The organism is Pseudomonas sp. GW456-L12 (assembly GCF_059424045.1).
Window position 1 is genome coordinate 21,123 of record NZ_JBWKZA010000035.1, and the last position, 13,514, is coordinate 34,636.

Annotated in this window: 14 protein-coding genes; 13 read left to right on the forward strand and 1 reads right to left on the reverse strand. The window is 64.1% G+C overall.

What is annotated here, in order from left to right; genetic code table 11:
* Nucleotides 1-16 precede the first annotated feature (16 nt).
* Together AC07Y9_RS27985 and AC07Y9_RS27990 are read left to right on the forward strand one after the other, a co-directional pair.
* Nucleotides 17-511 (forward strand): Hcp family type VI secretion system effector, encoded by a 495-nt coding sequence (locus AC07Y9_RS27985; RefSeq protein ID WP_102680926.1) that lies wholly within the window; start codon nucleotides 17-19, stop codon nucleotides 509-511.
* Nucleotides 512-546: 35 nt separating this feature from the next.
* On the forward strand, nucleotides 547-1,212 hold the full coding sequence (locus tag AC07Y9_RS27990; protein WP_102680925.1) for a DUF4225 domain-containing protein: 666 nt from the start codon (nucleotides 547-549) through the stop codon (nucleotides 1,210-1,212).
* Nucleotides 1,213-1,679: 467 nt separating this feature from the next.
* Here AC07Y9_RS27990 and AC07Y9_RS27995 read toward each other — a convergent pair whose 3' ends face one another.
* On the reverse strand, nucleotides 1,680-3,332 hold the full coding sequence (locus AC07Y9_RS27995; protein WP_102680923.1) for a hypothetical protein: 1,653 nt from the start codon (nucleotides 3,330-3,332) through the stop codon (nucleotides 1,680-1,682).
* Between the two features lie 56 nt (nucleotides 3,333-3,388).
* On the opposite strand from AC07Y9_RS27995, the gene AC07Y9_RS28000 reads away from it, so the two are divergent.
* The 11 genes from AC07Y9_RS28000 (at nucleotide 3,389) to AC07Y9_RS28050 (ending at nucleotide 13,396) form a co-directional block, all read left to right on the forward strand.
* Complete coding sequence (locus AC07Y9_RS28000) at nucleotides 3,389-4,741, forward strand: hypothetical protein (RefSeq protein ID WP_102680922.1); 1,353 nt, start codon at nucleotides 3,389-3,391, stop codon at nucleotides 4,739-4,741.
* Between the two features lie 209 nt (nucleotides 4,742-4,950).
* Nucleotides 4,951-5,436 carry a cyclic pyranopterin monophosphate synthase MoaC gene (gene moaC, locus AC07Y9_RS28005; RefSeq protein ID WP_102680921.1) on the forward strand — a complete coding sequence of 162 codons (486 nt, stop codon included), beginning with the start codon at nucleotides 4,951-4,953 and terminating at the stop codon, nucleotides 5,434-5,436.
* A complete protein-coding gene (locus tag AC07Y9_RS28010; protein ID WP_007929122.1) occupies nucleotides 5,433-5,678 on the forward strand; it encodes a MoaD/ThiS family protein in 246 nt (81 codons plus the stop codon). Before moaC ends, AC07Y9_RS28010 begins: the two co-directional genes overlap by 4 nt.
* A gap of 4 nt (nucleotides 5,679-5,682) precedes the next feature.
* Nucleotides 5,683-6,126 carry a CopD family copper resistance protein gene (locus AC07Y9_RS28015; protein WP_102680920.1) on the forward strand — a complete coding sequence of 148 codons (444 nt, stop codon included), beginning with the start codon at nucleotides 5,683-5,685 and terminating at the stop codon, nucleotides 6,124-6,126.
* A 92-nt stretch (nucleotides 6,127-6,218) separates the two neighbouring features.
* Complete coding sequence (locus AC07Y9_RS28020) at nucleotides 6,219-7,577, forward strand: oxygen-independent coproporphyrinogen III oxidase (RefSeq protein ID WP_102680919.1); 1,359 nt, start codon at nucleotides 6,219-6,221, stop codon at nucleotides 7,575-7,577.
* A 142-nt stretch (nucleotides 7,578-7,719) separates the two neighbouring features.
* Nucleotides 7,720-8,511 carry a CbbQ/NirQ/NorQ/GpvN family protein gene (locus AC07Y9_RS28025; RefSeq protein ID WP_092295349.1) on the forward strand — a complete coding sequence of 264 codons (792 nt, stop codon included), beginning with the start codon at nucleotides 7,720-7,722 and terminating at the stop codon, nucleotides 8,509-8,511.
* Nucleotides 8,495-9,094 (forward strand): cytochrome c oxidase subunit 3, encoded by a 600-nt coding sequence (locus tag AC07Y9_RS28030; protein WP_102680918.1) that lies wholly within the window; start codon nucleotides 8,495-8,497, stop codon nucleotides 9,092-9,094. Before AC07Y9_RS28025 ends, AC07Y9_RS28030 begins: the two co-directional genes overlap by 17 nt.
* A 10-nt stretch (nucleotides 9,095-9,104) precedes the next feature.
* Entirely contained in the window at nucleotides 9,105-9,371 is a 267-nt protein-coding gene (locus AC07Y9_RS28035; protein WP_102680917.1) for a cytochrome C oxidase subunit IV family protein, read from the forward strand.
* A 97-nt stretch (nucleotides 9,372-9,468) separates the two neighbouring features.
* The gene (locus tag AC07Y9_RS28040; RefSeq protein ID WP_053261567.1) at nucleotides 9,469-9,909 is read left to right on the forward strand and encodes a c-type cytochrome; all 441 of its coding nucleotides are present in this window, start codon (nucleotides 9,469-9,471) and stop codon (nucleotides 9,907-9,909) included.
* 3 nt (nucleotides 9,910-9,912) lie between these two features.
* Nucleotides 9,913-11,337: a cbb3-type cytochrome c oxidase subunit I gene (locus AC07Y9_RS28045; protein WP_102680916.1), complete on the forward strand. Its 1,425-nt coding sequence runs from the start codon at nucleotides 9,913-9,915 to the stop codon at nucleotides 11,335-11,337.
* A 223-nt stretch (nucleotides 11,338-11,560) separates the two neighbouring features.
* Entirely contained in the window at nucleotides 11,561-13,396 is a 1,836-nt protein-coding gene (locus AC07Y9_RS28050) for a nitric oxide reductase activation protein NorD (protein ID WP_102680915.1), read from the forward strand.
* The last annotated feature ends 118 nt before the right edge of the window (nucleotides 13,397-13,514 follow it).

Genomic DNA, 13,514 nt, shown 5'->3' on the forward strand with positions numbered 1-13,514 from the left:
AAAAGGAGGGTCACGTATGGCTAATCACGGTTACATGACCATAACCGGCAAGGCCCAAGGACTGATTTCTGCGGGCTGCTCAACCCAGGACTCCATCGGCAACAAATGCCAGGCGGCGCATACCGACGAAATCATGGTGCTGTCTTACAGCCACAACATGGTCAATATTGGCAATATCAATAAGCCAACACACAGACCAATTACCGTCACAAAAAATATTGACAAGTCATCTCCCTTGCTTGCTCAAGCGCTCTCAAGCAGAGAGGAAATAGCCTGTTCAATTAGTTTCTACCGAATTTCTTCATTTGGTTATCAGGAAAAATTTTACACGGTAGAAATTAGCGGTGGAATTATCGCCGACCTGACCGTTGAGATGCCTCACATTGTTTTGCAGAACGACGCTGAGCCTCAAGAACATCTTGCGATTCGCTATCGCGATATTACTTGGACGCATCACGTAGCAGGCACCAGCGGACATAGCTCGTGGGGGAGTAACGAGTGGGACCTTTAAGGGAGAGTTGCACGCCAGGCAGTTGTGATTATTGGATGGTAAGTAAGGCCGCAGGAAACCTGGCGAATCAAGCCTGCACGCTAGGTGCCCGACACATTAAAAATGGCACTTTGCGTTTGCAGTTCAATCGTGAGGTTTCTTATTACGCAAGCAGCATTGTTAGTGATGTAGCACAAGGCAAAAAAAGTCCTGAACAGGGTCTGGCGGATATAAAAAACGAACAGAGCAGCTTGCTGAGTCAGTCTTGGGAAATTGCCAAGAAAGGTGCTGGTACCATCGCTGGGGCAATGCAAATTGTAACAGGCGCAGGGATCTGCTACGGCTCGGCCGGGACGCTGTGTCTTGTGGCGGGTGTGCCGATGATGGCCCATGGAGCAAATAACGTTTATGAAAACGGGCGTAATCTTTTAGAGGACCGCATTGATACAGAAGGCCCAGTCAGGAAGGGGTATCAAGCTGCAGCCAAGGCAGTCGGTTACGGGGCCCGCGAAGGAAATATGGTCTATGGTTCGGCCGACTTAGGGCTGTCTACATATGCTCTTGGTCGATTTGTATTAAAACCAGATGCCTGGCGCTTGTTTCGATACGTCAGAGCAGACTATGTACGATCCTATAAAAACATGGGGGCAGGCGCGATGGGTTTTGAAATATATACCGACGTCCAAACAGGAAAGCAGGTGTACCGAGAATCCGGAAAATGATTTTGTGGGTTTTTCCTGTTTTGGCCGCCTGTGGCATTAGTGTTGCCTACTTTCTGAAGGTGCGCCTCTCTAGCAGCGATTTGAATTACGCCAGGTTTTATTTCTGTTTGGTGCTCAATGGTCTTTTTGTCGTGCCTTACATGGACATTCTTCAGAATGATGACTTTCTGTTCTTGGGGAATCGGCCCGAGATAATTTCAGAGCATCCATTTATTGGGTGGATTGCTTTTTCTTGCATATTTATTCATCTGTTTGCGCTCCCGGTTAAACGAAAAGTCAAAGTGTGGTTTTCACAAAAGTAAGCGCATGCGAATAAATGATTCCTGGATTACGCAGTGGCCGCAATTCACCTTGGGCGAGCTCTTTCGGTACTGCGAAGAAGCACTGTCCTGATCTGAGAACCTCGGCCTGCCGCGCCCAGAGAATCGGTTTTTACCTGGGCGTGCAGGCCTGGAGAGAGGCATGACTCAGCCGATCTCTACCCATCCCCGGATGTCATTGGCGCCTAGCAGATCAGCGACCGGCTTCACGGCAATCCGGCCATCCACGGTGCCCAGCGCCAGTTGCCCGGCGTGGGCGTCCATGGCATGGATGAGGGTCGGCAAGCCGTCGATCCGCGCCTTGGCGTTCAGCCGTAGCTGCCCGCTGCGGGCATCGATCAGCATGAGCGTTCCGTCCAGGAAAGCCGCCGCCACCAGGCCGGCTTCGGGCAGGTGGACGATCGCGCTGGGCGAGGCCGGGGTGGAATGCCGCCACAGTTCCTGGCCGCGCTCCAGGTGCCGGCGGTAGATGAAGCCCTGGTACGCATCGCCGACCGAAGGGTTGTAGTGCTGGCCGGCGATGACCACGCTCGCGCCCAGGGCATCCGCCACATAAGCGCCGCGGCATTCCATGGCGTGGCTGGCCCGGGTGCCGTCCTGCCTGAGCAGCGGCCAGAGTCTTTGCAGCGTGCCGTCGGGCTGGACGATGCACAGGTACTTGTGTTCGTGGGAACTGGCCGGCGTACCCTGCAGTGCGAACAGATGGGGCGCGCCGCTGATGCCGATGTAGTGGTTGAAGCAGTCGTAGTGGCCGACATCGACGGGCTGGACACTGTCGCGAGTCGGGTCGAGCAGGACGTCGACGGCCTTCGAGCCGGGCCCTCTCAGGCGGTTGCGCCGCCCCAGCAGGCGGCCGTCGCTGGCGGCCGAAAAGGTGTATTCATCGTCGTATTCCTGTACCAGGACCAGGCCGTTGTCCGTCAGGGCATACAAGCGGGAATCGCGGCGATAGGCCTCGGGCCCGTCCTGCACCAGCACCCCGTGCACATGCACACCGGCCCCGCGCAGGATCTCGGCGCCGTAGCCCGAACCGCCATGGTGGGCGAGCCGGCTGCCGTCCGTGCCGTAGATATCCAGCAGGCAGCCGTCGTGGGTGACGCCCAGGCGGTCCGGGCCGAGCCAGGCGATATCGCGGATCGCGCCCCGGCATTCCAGCTCGGGCAGACCCAGCCAGTGGGCCAGGCGCATGGCTGGTGGGCGCTGGTCATCTGCGGCAAGGCCCGAGGCCTCGACGGTCGCGGCCGGGTCCAGTTCCAGCACCGCGGGCGCTTGCCCAGCCCAGGCTGCCTCGCTGTCATCGGCCTGCACCAGGAACAGGGTGTCGAGGATCACCGACCAGTCGCTGTCGTCCAGCCCGTCCCATTCTTCGTTCCATGGCCGCACCCAGGCTTCGATCCGCTCGCCGCTGGCGTCGTAGCGGCAGCGCACCACTTCGGGAATATCGGCAAAAGGGCGCCGGCTCTGGCCGGTCTGCCAGTTCCACACCGCCAGCTCGCCTTCGAACAGGTAGCCGCCGTCATAGCGGCCGGCGCCGATCACGATACGGGGCAGGGTGGGGTGGAAACCCACGTCGTTGATCGGCAGGCACAGTTCGTCGAAGATGGCGAACGGCACCGGCTCGCCACGTCGGTACAGGCCGAGCCGATAACGCAAGCCGGTGCCGCCATAGGCCGCGCGCGCGGGCGGATTGACCAGCAACGCAAACTCCGAGACCACGGCGGCGATATCCCCCGCCGGGTTGAAGAACGCGCCGGTGATCCTGCCGGTTCCGCGCAAGGTGGGGTCCATGATGCTGGTCATTGCTGCTTCCTGAGTGGTGCTGTATCGATGTGTCGTTTCATTTCCATGGAGGGAGAATGCTCATTCAAACAATCCTGTTTTTCGCCAATTCGGCTAGCAGAACGACCCTGCGGCGCGCCATCGCGACCGCTGCATTGCTGGTGGCCTCATCTGTTGTGCCCCTGCAGGCGGCGTCGCTGTCATTGGAGGTCGAACTGGCCGACAGCTCCATTGCCTACCTCGATGAATCGACCCAGGCGCGATTGTGGCCGCAAGTATGGACGGGGGCTGAGCTCGTTGCCTATTACTTCCCCTCTATCGGTAGCAAGGGCAAGACGCAGAAGACGCGGCCCAGCTTGCAGCTGTTCACCTGCATGGTCGGTACCGTCTGTGTCCCGGCGCCTCGTTTCGAGATGGAAAGCTTGCCGGTGCGGCGCCAAGTGACGGTTCGCGCACAGGTGTTGCAGGGCAGTGCGGGGCAGCCGCTGAAGCTGCGCTTCGAGTTGCCCGAAACACCTGCCGAGCATTACAGCTTCAGCCATGCCCAATTGCGCGCACCGGCGGAGGCGCTGTGGCGCGAGCCCTTGTTTACAAGCTGGGCCCGCGATTTGTCGTGGGAGGCACGGCGGGGGTTCTCCAAGCGACGCAAGCAACCCCTGAGTATTGCGCTGGTCTTCCCGAAGCAGGATGTACCCGGTTATCAGATGGTGGATCTCGCCGTCAGAACGCCAGGGGGAGATAGCCACCCTGGCGATCCTATGGCGGTGACGACCCTGCGTGCCAACCTGAAGGCGCCGGACGGCAGCGTGCGACAGCTGGCATGGCCGGGGCACTTGAGCCTGGACCTGCAGGAGCGGCTTGAGGCATCGCCGGACTGGGCCAGGACCGGCCGCGTGCCGGCTGCCGTCAAGCTCAATCAGTTTCCCAGGCGACTCTATTCGTATAGTGCCAAGGAACGCATCAGCACCGTCGTGATGCCGGATAGCACACCGCGCTGGTACGGCTTGAAGCACTACAACGCGCCCAAGGGCGTGTGGTTGCATCTGACCCAAAGCGGTCCCCTCGCGCAGGTGGAGCTGCTGGCCGAAGCGGGCGCCGAGCGGGCGATCGAGGGGCACGTAGCGGTCAAGCGCGAAACCTGGCTGTTCTTCGCAGGCAAGCTGATGCGCTACCGTGGGCAATTGCATTACGACAACGGTGCCGAGCACTTGCCCGACACCGAGTGGCGGATGGATTGGAGCAATGGCGAGCGATTGGAGGCGAGCGCCGCGAATGTGTCGTCCAATTCACTGAGCAAACAGCTGCCGGATTGCCGCTGGAATGGCTGCCGGAAAAACCTGGCCGAAGCTCAGGCCCAGTTGGCGGCGAGCGATGCGCAGCTGCAATCGGAAGGCGAACGCTACCTGCGGCTTGCGGGTTATCGCGATTGAAGCGGCGGATCATGGGTGCGGCCGCTCTTTAGGCCTTACACAGTGAATGGGGTGATGACGACCCCCTCGGGGACTTGTGGCTTTCTTGATTGACGTCAACCGCGCCAGCGGGGCGGGGCGGTAGTCTCGCGGCAACGTGCGAGGCCGGGGCGATTTCGCCTGGTCCGAGCCCATCGCATTCTTAGTCGAAACCACAAGGCTTTTTGTCCATGAACGACGCGGTACTGACCCACCTCGATTCCCTCGGCCGTGCGCGCATGGTCGATATCACCGATAAACCTGTGAGCTTTCGCGAGGCGGTGGCCGAGGCCTGGGTGCATATGCGCGCCGAGACCGCGCGGTTGATCGTCGGCGGCGGGCATCCCAAGGGCGATGTGTTCGCGGTGGCGCGCATCGCCGGCATCCAGGCGGCCAAGCGCACCAGCGAGCTGATCCCGCTCTGTCATCCGTTGCTGCTGAGCAGCGTGGTGGTCGAGTTGAGCCTCGAGGATGAGCATCGCGTGCGCATCGTTTCGCGCTGCAAGCTGGCCGGGCAGACCGGGGTCGAGATGGAGGCGCTGACCGCCGCCAGCGTCGCCGCCCTGACGCTGTACGACATGTGCAAGGCGGTGGACCGCGGCATGCATATCGAATCGATCCGGCTGTTGCGCAAGTCCGGGGGCAAGAGCGGCGATTACCAGGCGCCGTCGGCATGAGGCTGCAGGTGCAGTATTTCTCCCGCTACCGGGAAACCCTGGGCTGCGCGAGCGAGGTGGTCGAAGGCGATTTCGCCTGCCTCGAGCACCTGCGCCGGCACCTGGCGAGCCGCTGCGGCATCTGGCGGGTGCTGGACGAACCGAGCCTGATGTGTGCCCGCAACCAGGACCTGTGCGGGCTCGACGAGGCGCTGGACGACGGCGACGAGGTGGCGTTTTTCCCGACGGTGACCGGAGGCTGAAGCGATGATCTATCCGCTGCTGCTCACCTTGCACCTGTTCGCCGCGCTGGTCTTCATCGGCACGGTGTTTTTCGAAGTGCTGTTCCTGGAACACATCCGCCAGCAACTGCCGGCCAAGCTTATGGTGCTGCTCGAACAGGGCATCGCCCGGCGTGCCCGCCAACTGATGCCCTGGGTGCTGCTGGTGCTGTTCGGCGCCGGGTTGGGCATGGTCTGGGTGCGTTACCTGCCGGTGCTGGCAGCGCCCTTGGCGTCGTCGTTCGGCACCTTGCTGCTGCTGAAGATTGTGCTGGCCGCCAGCGTGCTCGGGCATTTCCTGGTGGCCATGCTGCTGTTTCGGAACGGGCGCATGAATGCCCGCTATTCGCGCTTTATCCATCACAGCCTGTTCAGCCATATGCTGCTGATCGTGCTGCTGGCCAAGGGCATGTTCTACCTGAACTGGTAGGTCGGCGCCGACCCCACGCTTGATGCAAGTCAAGGAGCCCCGGGTGTTAACGCCGGACACTGGCCCTCCACCGCCAGCCATGGAGCCCAGTCATGCCCGATCTACTCCCGCACCGCAGCGAGCCGGTCGTTCGACGCGATCAAGGTGTGCTCGACCCCAACTGCCATGTCGACACCCGCCGCTTTCACGGCGGCATCGGCTCCCTGGACCTGCTGCGGGCATTGCGCAACAGCCGGCAGAAGCGCCGGCCGCTGTCCTTGAACGTGCAGTTCCCGCCGCGCCTGGCGGGCACGCCGGTGGACGCTGGCGCAAGCTACCTGCGGCGGCTGGAACGCGAGATCGACCTGGTGGGCTGCCACCTGGCGCCGGAGCAGCGTATCGAGCAGTTCCACCTGGGTGGCGGCACCCCGGAGGCGGCGCAGCTGCAACGCTTGATGCAGCACCTGCGCCAGCGCTTTCACTTCCTCGAACACGATTGCGGCGACTACAGCATCGACGTCGACCTGCACCACACCGACTGGGCGACCATGGGCCTGCTGCGTGACCAGGGGTTCAATCAGGTCAATATCGGGGTGCCGGATATCGGCAGCGACAGCCAGTTGTCGGTGGCCTGCTACCAGAACCCGGCGCCCATCCATTCGCTGATCGATGCGGCGCGGACCTTTGGCTATCGCTCGGTGAATGTCGACCTGGGGTATGGCCATGCCTGGCAGACCCCTGCGAGCTTCGCCTCGAAGCTGGGCACCCTGATCGAGCTGGAGCCCGACCGCCTGCAGGTGTTCGACTATGCCCAGCCACCGTTGCGCTACCGGCGCCAGAGCCAGGAGCGCCCCGCGGCGGCCTGCAGCCAGGAGGCCAAGGAGACGATGCGGCGCATCTGCTTCGAGCGCCTGCTGGCGGCGGGTTACCAGTACATCGGCCTGGGCCAGTTCGTGCGCCCCGACGACGACCTGATGATGGCCCAGGAGCGCGGCCGGCTGCGCCGCAACTGCCAGGGGTTTACTTGCCACGGCTATTGCGACCATGTGGGCTTCGGCCTGGGCGCCATCAGCCAGTTCGACGAGCTGTATACGCAGAACAGCGAGCGGCTCGACGACTATCTGCAACAGCTGGACCTGGGCCAGCTGGCGACCCGTCGCGGCTGGCGCTGCGAGGCCGGCGACCAGGTCCGGCAGCTGGTCATGGAGCGCCTGGCGTGTGACCTGGAGCTGGATATCCTGGCCATCGAAAGCCGCTACGGGCTGATCTTCCGCCAGTATTTCGCGTCCGCCTGGCTGCGCCTGCAACAGCTGAGCTGGAACGGCCTGGTGGAGCTTTCGGAGCGCTTTATCAGCATCCTGCCCGCCGGTCGGCTGGAGGTGGACAGCATCTGCCAGCTGTTCCAGGAGGACCTGGACAGCCCGGGGCAAGCCTCTGGTTGCGAGTGCGTCGAGCCCGATTGCGAGCGTTGATTGCAGGCAGTTATTTCGAGGCCTGAGCGCAGCCCGGCGCGGCACGCTTGACGGCGATCAAGTTTGCCCGCCGGTTCGCTTGCCGCTCCCTTGCGTGGCGCCTTAGCGTGGTCCCCGAACCCCGCTGTGAATCAGGTAGCCCATGGATCTCGGAACGGCTTGCGAACCCTTCTATCAACCCTTGAACAATGAACAGGCGCTGTTCGAACAGGCCTGGCGGCACGGCATGCCGGTGCTGATCAAAGGCCCCACGGGCTGCGGCAAGACCCGGTTTGTCCAGCACATGGCACACCGCCTGAACCTGCCGCTGCACACCGTGGCCTGTCACGACGACCTCAGCGCCGCCGACCTGATCGGCCGCCATCTGATCGGCGCCCAGGGCACCTGGTGGCAGGACGGGCCGCTGACCCGGGCGGTGCGCGAGGGTGGCATCTGTTACCTCGACGAAGTGGTCGAGGCGCGCCAGGACACGGTGGTGGTCCTGCACCCCCTGGCCGACGACCGCCGCGAGCTGTTCCTGGAACGCACCGGCGAAGTGCTGCGGGCGCCGCCGTCCTTCATGCTGGTGGTGTCCTACAACCCCGGCTACCAGAACCTGCTCAAGGGCATGAAGCCCAGCACCCGCCAGCGCTTCGTGGCGATGCGCTTCGACTATCCGCCGCCGGCCGAGGAGGAACGCATCGTCCAGCGCGAGGCGCAAGTGGATGCTGCGCTGGCGCGGCAGATTGTCGGGCTGGGGCAGGCCCTGCGCCGTCTGGAGCAGCATGACCTGGAGGAGGTGGCGTCCACCCGGCTGTTGATTTTCACCGCGCGCATGATCGGCGCCGGCATGCCGCCGCGCGAAGCCTGCCTGGCGTGCCTGGCCGAACCCCTGAGCGATGACCCGGTGACGGTGGCGGCGCTGATGGACGTGGTCGATGTGCACTTCGGCTGACTCCGCCGCGGCAGCCACCGAGGCCTCGCGGCGCCACCTGCCGGGGGACCTGGCGATGTGGTTGTTCATCCTCGCCGAGCTGTCGGTGTTCGCCATCCTGATCCTCGCGTTCGCGGTGACCCAGCGGCTCAAGCCGCAGCTGTTCGCCGAAAGCCGCCAGCTGCTCGACAGCTCCACCGGCCTGGCCATGACCCTGAGCCTGCTCAGCGCCGGGCTGCTGGCGGCGCTGGCCCAGGAACGGGTGCGCCGGGCGCGGCCACGCCAGGGCGCGGCGCTGCTGCTGGCGGCCTTGCTGGTGGCCACGGTCTACCTGCTGCTCAAGCTCGGCGAGTTCCGGCACCTGCTGGGCCTGGGCTTGGGGCTGGAGCACAACACCTTCTTTACCCTGTACTGGATCCTCAGCGGTTTTCATTTCCTCCATGTGCTGCCGGGCATGCTGATTTTCGCCTGGCTGGCGCAGCGCTGCCTGAGAGGCCGCTATGGCGCCGACAACTGCTCGGGTTTCGAATCCGGGGTGCTCTATTGGCACATGGTCGATCTGGTCTGGGTGCTGCTGTTTCCGCTGGTCTACGTCCTGGATTGACGAGGTGCGCATGTCCGCTGGCAGGTTCCTGTTGAGCTGTTGGGTCGCACTGGCCGGCCTCAGCGTCGGCACGGTGTGGCTGGGCAGTTGGCTGGGGCAGGGCGCACCACGCGGGCTGGCGCTGCTGATCCTGCTGCTGGCGGTGGCCAAGGCCTGGCTGATCGTCGACGGCTTCATGGAGCTGCGCCACGGGCCGCGCCTGTGGCGCTGGCTGCTGCTCGGCTGGCCGCTGGCGCTGGCCTTGCTGCTGGGGTTGATCCTTAGTCTGGGCCGGTAATACCCGAGTAAAACCATCGGCGTTTCTTGATTGCCATCAAGCGGGTTTATGCCCCGCGCTTCCTATCATGGCCGGGCCAAGCCAAGAGGAAGCGAGCATGTCGCAGAACTTCACCAAAGGCATGGCCAGGAACATCTATTTCGGGGGAAGCGTGTTCTTCTTCCTGATCTTCCTGGCCTTGACCTATCACACGGAGCAGACCTTTCCCGTACGCAGCAACGACGCGCTGTTGAGCGCGGCGGTGGTGCGCGGCAAGACGGTCTGGGAACAGAACAACTGCATCGGCTGCCACACGCTGCTGGGCGAGGGCGCCTACTTCGCGCCGGAGCTGGGCAACGTGTTCCAGCGTCGCGGCGGCGAGGAGGGCTTCAAGCCCTTCCTGCAAGCCTGGATGAAGATGCAACCGCTGGGCGTACCCGGACGCCGGGCCATGCCGCAATTCAACCTGAGCCAGCAGGAGGTCGACGACATCGCCGAATTCCTCAAGTGGAGTTCGAAGATCAATACCAATGGCTGGCCGCCAAACAAGGAGGGCTGAACGATGCGTCTTGCCAATCCACACCTGAAATTCGCCTCGCAGGCCGTGGCCAAACCCTACTTCGTGTTTGCCCTGATGCTGTTTCTCGGCCAGGTGCTGTTCGGTTTGATCATGGGCCTGCAATACGTGATCGGCGATTTCCTGTTCCCGATCATTCCCTTCAACGTGGCACGCATGGTCCACACCAACCTGCTGATCGTCTGGCTGCTGTTCGGCTTCATGGGGGCGGCCTACTACCTGATTCCGGAAGAGGCCGACCGCGAACTGCACAGCCCGAAACTGGCGCTGCTGCTGTTCTGGGTGTTCGCCGCCGCCGGCGTGCTGACCATCCTCGGCTACCTGCTGGTGCCCTACGCGGGCCTGGCCCGGCTGACCCACAACGAGCTGCTGCCGACCATGGGCCGCGAGTTCCTCGAGCAGCCGACCATCACCAAGATGGGCATAGTACTGGTGTGCCTGGGCTTTCTCTACAACATCGGCATGACCCTGCTCAAAGGCCGCAAGACCACCGTCAGCATGGTGATGATGACCGGGCTGATCGGCCTTGCGGTGTTCTTTCTGTTCTCCTTCTACAACCCGGCCAACCTGGCCCGCGACAAGTTCTACTGGTGGTGGGTGGTGCACCTGTGGGTGGAGGGCGTGTGGGAGCTGATCATGGGCGCGATGCTGGCCTTCGTGCTGATCAAGGTCACCGGCGTGGACCGCGAAGTGGTGGAGAAATGGCTCTACGTGATCATCGCCATGGCGCTGATCAGTGGGATCATCGGCACCGGCCACCACTTCTTCTGGATCGGCGCGCCCGAGGTCTGGCTGTGGGTCGGCTCGATCTTCTCGGCCCTGGAGCCGCTGCCGTTCCTGGCCATGGTGATCTTCGCCTTCAGCCTGGTGAAGAACCGCCGCCGGCAGCACCCCAACCGCGCCGCCACGCTGTGGGCCAAGGGCACCACGGTGACCGCGTTCTTCGGTGCCGGGGTCTGGGGTTTCCTGCATACCCTGGCGCCGGTCAACTACTACACCCACGGCACTCAACTGACCGCGGCCCACGGCCACCTGGCGTTCTACGGCGCCTACGCGATGATCGTCATGACCCTGATCAGCTACGCCATGCCGCGCCTGCGCGGGCTCGGCGAAGCGGCGGACGAGCGCTCGCAGACCCTGGAAGTCTGGGGCTTCTGGCTGATGACCCTGTCGATGGTGATGATCACCCTGTTGCTCACCGCCGCAGGCGTGGTCCAGGTGCTGCTGCAACGCTGGGCCGAGGACGGCGCGGCGATGCCGTTCATGGCCACGGTGGAGCATCTCAATGGGCTGTTCTGGGCACGCCTGGTCAGCGGGCTGGGGTTCTTCGTCGGGCTGCTGTGCCACCTGCTGAGCTTCCGCCAGCGCGGCCGCGCCGCCTTGCGCGTCGCCACCTCTGTGACCCCTTGATATGTAGCCGCCTGTAGCCGCTGCCGAGCGCAGCGAGGCTGCGATCGGTTTGGGCGGCATTCCGACGCAGCGGCCGCAAGCCGGGCCATGCGGTCTTTCAGGCAAACCGCGCGCGCAGGTTTTGCGAGGACTACGTCGGAATGCCGCCCACCTCGAACGTAGCCTCGCAGGCTCGGCAGCGGCTACAGCGCACCGTTTTCCTGCATTCGAAAAAGGAGGCTCCATGGCCTTTACCCTGGAACTGGAAGAGTGGGTCGGCAGTGTCTGGCATCGTTTCATCACCCGGCGCGCCAGCGTGGATTTTCCCGAGGCGCGAATCGAGCTGGCGCCGCGCCAACGTTCCCTGGCCCTGCTGTTGCGGGCCATGGGCGGCGCCGGCCGCGGCGTCGAGGCGGCCAGCGAGCGCGACCTGCTGTTGCGCCGCAGCCTGTTGCAGCAGATCGCCGGCACCTGCCGGCAAACGCCCCTGGCCTGGTGCGACGCCGACAACCTGCGCCTGCCGGCCAGCCTCGCGGTGTTCCCCGAGGCGGCGTTGAATGAGGAACTGTACCGCTGGCTGGCCCTGCTGACGGCGCAGTCCGGGCCGATGCGCCATTGGGGCCGGGACAATCAGCGCTGGACCCGGCGCCTGCTGCAACGCTACCCGGCGTTGCGTGAGCGCTACCGGCGGCTGGTGGAGGCGCACCTGCAACTGCGCCCCGATCCAACCTCGTTGAGCCGCCCCGAGGCCGCGCTGGAGCGCGCCCTGTGCCAGGCCCTGCGCGAGCCCGGCAGTGTCGCCGAGTTTCCCCGCAGCGAACGCGCGGCCTGGCCCGTGCCGCTGTGGTTGTATCCGCCGCTGCACCTGGCCAGCCCGCTGGCCGCCGATCTGGAGGACTCGGCGGAGGACCTGGCCACCGCTGCCGGCGAGCAGGCGGGCGGGCGCAAGCGCGCTAGCCGGGTCGAGGATCACAGCCGCGACGGCGGCCTGCTGATCGTGCGCCTGGAGAACCTGTTCAGCTGGACCGAGCATGTGGACCTCGACCGCTGGGCCGACGACAGCCAAGACCCGGACGCCGCCCGGGTCGCCGCCGACCTGGACGAACTGACCCTGTCGCGCACCCGCCTGCGCAAGGGCGGCGGCCTCAAGCTGCACCTCGACCTGCCGCCGGCCGACGTCGACGACATTCCCCTGGGCGAGGGCATCCACCTGCCGGAATGGGACTACCGCAAGGGCCGCCTGCAAGAGCACTTCGTCAACCTGCAGATGCTGGTGCCGCGCGATTGCCAGGCGCAGCCGCTGCCGTTGCGCCTGAAACCGTCGGCGCAGTTGTTGCGGCGGCAGTTCCAGCAGTTGCGCAACGAGCGCCAATGGTTGCGCCAGCAGCCCCAGGGCTCGGAACTGGACCTGCAGGCCTGGCTGGATTTTCACGTCGAGCGTGCCCATGGCGCCTGTGCCGAGCGTGGTCTGTTCATGGAACAGCGCCAGACCCGGCGCGACCTGGCGTGCCTGTTGCTGGCCGATGTCTCTATGTCCACCGACGCCCACCTCAACGACGAGCACCGGGTGATCGAGGTGATCCGCGACAGCCTGCTGCTGTTCGGCGAAACCCTGGCCGGCCTCGGTGACGACTTTGCCCTGTACGGGTTTTCCTCGCTGCGCCGCCAGCAGGTGCGCATGCAGGAACTCAAGGCCTTCGACCAGCGTTACGACGACCACGCCCGCGGGCGCATCCTGGGGCTCAAGCCGGGTTTCTACACGCGCATGGGCGCGGCGATTCGCCAGGCCACGCGCCTGCTCGGCAGCTGCAAGCGCCAGCGCAAGCTGTTGCTGTTATTGACCGACGGCAAGCCCAACGACCTGGACCTCTACGAAGGCCGTTATGGCGTCGAGGACACCCGCGAGGCGGTACTGGAAGCGCGGCGCCAGGGGCTGACACCGTTCTGCATCACCATCGACCGCGAGGCCGCGGCTTACCTGCCGTACCTGTTCGGGGCCAATGGCTACACCCTGATCCGCCAGCCCGAGCAGCTGCCCCTGCGTCTTCCGCAGTTGTATCGGCAGCTGACCCAGCCCTGAGGCGCCCGCCGCCTGGGACACCTTCGCCGCCCAGGACAGGCGAGGGGGAAGGGTTCCAGGCAAACCAGGTGTGTAGGCCTTGCGAGGACTGCGTCGGAATGCCAATCAGGCAACGCGT

Coding starts and splice junctions, on each gene's coding strand:
- AC07Y9_RS28000 (WP_102680922.1), top strand. CDS start 3,389: ATGCTCATTCAAACAATCCTGTTTTTCGCCAATTCGGCTAGCAGAACG.
- AC07Y9_RS27985 (WP_102680926.1), top strand. CDS start 17: ATGGCTAATCACGGTTACATGACCATAACCGGCAAGGCCCAAGGACTG.
- AC07Y9_RS28035 (WP_102680917.1), top strand. CDS start 9,105: ATGTCCGCTGGCAGGTTCCTGTTGAGCTGTTGGGTCGCACTGGCCGGC.
- AC07Y9_RS27990 (WP_102680925.1), top strand. CDS start 547: ATGGTAAGTAAGGCCGCAGGAAACCTGGCGAATCAAGCCTGCACGCTA.
- AC07Y9_RS28025 (WP_092295349.1), top strand. CDS start 7,720: ATGGATCTCGGAACGGCTTGCGAACCCTTCTATCAACCCTTGAACAAT.
- AC07Y9_RS28050 (WP_102680915.1), top strand. CDS start 11,561: ATGGCCTTTACCCTGGAACTGGAAGAGTGGGTCGGCAGTGTCTGGCAT.
- AC07Y9_RS28045 (WP_102680916.1), top strand. CDS start 9,913: ATGCGTCTTGCCAATCCACACCTGAAATTCGCCTCGCAGGCCGTGGCC.
- moaC (WP_102680921.1), top strand. CDS start 4,951: ATGAACGACGCGGTACTGACCCACCTCGATTCCCTCGGCCGTGCGCGC.
- AC07Y9_RS28010 (WP_007929122.1), top strand. CDS start 5,433: ATGAGGCTGCAGGTGCAGTATTTCTCCCGCTACCGGGAAACCCTGGGC.
- AC07Y9_RS28020 (WP_102680919.1), top strand. CDS start 6,219: ATGCCCGATCTACTCCCGCACCGCAGCGAGCCGGTCGTTCGACGCGAT.
- AC07Y9_RS27995 (WP_102680923.1), bottom strand. CDS start 3,332: ATGACCAGCATCATGGACCCCACCTTGCGCGGAACCGGCAGGATCACC.
- AC07Y9_RS28015 (WP_102680920.1), top strand. CDS start 5,683: ATGATCTATCCGCTGCTGCTCACCTTGCACCTGTTCGCCGCGCTGGTC.
- AC07Y9_RS28030 (WP_102680918.1), top strand. CDS start 8,495: ATGTGCACTTCGGCTGACTCCGCCGCGGCAGCCACCGAGGCCTCGCGG.
- AC07Y9_RS28040 (WP_053261567.1), top strand. CDS start 9,469: ATGTCGCAGAACTTCACCAAAGGCATGGCCAGGAACATCTATTTCGGG.